General features: G+C 66.2%; 2 protein-coding genes. Both read right to left on the reverse strand.

Features of this window, described 5'->3' with window-relative positions; all coding sequences use genetic code 11:
* On the reverse strand, positions 1-417 hold a 417-nt coding region (locus Q8K05_RS13540), incomplete at its 3' end, for an alpha/beta fold hydrolase (RefSeq protein WP_305247143.1).
* 281 nt (positions 418-698) lie between these two features.
* Positions 699-1,580 carry an NUDIX hydrolase gene (locus tag Q8K05_RS13545; RefSeq protein WP_305247144.1) on the reverse strand — a complete coding sequence of 294 codons (882 nt, stop codon included), beginning with the start codon at positions 1,578-1,580 and terminating at the stop codon, positions 699-701.
* Between the last annotated feature and the right edge of the window lie 15 nt (positions 1,581-1,595).

A 1,595-nucleotide genomic window follows, 5' to 3' on the forward strand; every position in this document is an offset into this window, starting at 1 on the left:
CGCCGCCACAAAACCGGCGACCATGCCGCCAAACGAAAACCCGGCCAGGTCGCAGGCGGTGCTGCCCAGCAGCAGGTCCAGCCCCTGCGCGATCGGTTCGGGCAGCGCATCGGCATCGGTGCCCTGCGCTGGCGCGGCTGAATCGCCAAAGCCCGGCAGGTCAGGGATGTAGACGCAGCGGCCCGACGCCACCAGCGGCGCAATGCTGCGCAGCCAGTGGGTCCAGCTGCCGCTGCCGCCATGCAGCAGCACCAGCGGTGCCAGGGACGGATCGCAGCGGTCTTTGCCCCAGATATGCCAGACCATGGCGCCCGAGCCGCAAGGGGTTTCCGTGCGCGTGGCGGTGCTCAGGAGCGCTTGGGCCTCAAGAGGTAATTGAACGGGAATAACGGGGTTAGCGGGGGTGTCAGATGTCATCCGGTGTTTATACCTTCACGCCAAAGCGCAGCCGCCCCGCTTGCGCATTCGTAACTGCTCGGCATCCCCGATTTTCTCCTTCCCGCCTTTGGGGGAAGGTCGGGATGGGGGCTTTCGCAGGAGCCCGCATGCAGGGCATTCAGACGTTCTGCCAGAACCATCCACGAATCGAATTTCGGCTGCCTAACTACTTCCGCCAGCCCCCATCCCAGCCATCCCCCAGCGGGGGCAGGAGCCATGCGGAGTCGGGAAAATGAGGCGAATGGAGTGGTTACGCGCAGTCAGTCAAACAGGCTGTCAAAGCCGCCCAAAGGCTCAAAGCGTTTGTTGCGGTAGTACAGCCGCGTCGGGCCGGGCATGACCGGCTCGCGCACGGAATGGCGCGCATCGCCGGGGTAGCAGATCACGCGCCCGCCGTCCTGGTCGAACGGCTCGGGCTGGATCACCGGCGGCAGGCGGCTGCGTGCCTGCATCAGCACGCTCTTGACGCTCGCATGATGCGACAGGTGCGCCAGGCTCATGATCTGCGGCGGGGCCAGCGCGATCTGGCCGTCCCAGTACTGCTGCAGCGCCGTGCGCGGGCTGAGCCAGATGCTTTCGGTGGTCTCGTGGTCGTCGTGAATCGCCACCTGTCCGGCGGGCACGACCGACACAAAGAACCGGGTGTCAAAACGCTTGTTGGTCACCGAAGGCGCCGTGGGCGTGATCCAGCGCGACCACGGCACGATGCTGCGCGTCTGCAGGCGCAGCCCCATCTGCGCCAGCACCGCGTTGAATCCGTGGCCTTCGCGCAGCAGCGCGGCAGCCCGGGCAGCGTCGATGTCCGGGCTGGCGGCACCCTGCGCAAACAGCACGCCCGACTCTTCAAAGGCTTCGCGCAAGGCCGCCACATACAGCCCGCCCGCCGTGCGTTCGTTGATGTCGGCCTCGTTCAGGCCGGCATGCAGCACCTGCAGCGGCTGGTCCAGATGGGCCGCCATGTCCAGTTCGGCGTCAAGCGCATCGACCTTGCCGCCCGGAAACACATAGGCGCCGCCCAGCACGTCGGACAGGCTGTGGCGTTTCATCAGGAACACCTCCAGACCCGCAGGCGCATCGCGCAGCATGACCACCGTGGCGGCCGGGCGCACGGGGGTGGTGACAATTTCCAGGTTCAATTCCATGCGTTGACTGTAATG

It is taken from the genome of Polaromonas sp., assembly GCF_030682935.1.
Lineage (GTDB): Bacteria > Pseudomonadota > Gammaproteobacteria > Burkholderiales > Burkholderiaceae_C > Polaromonas.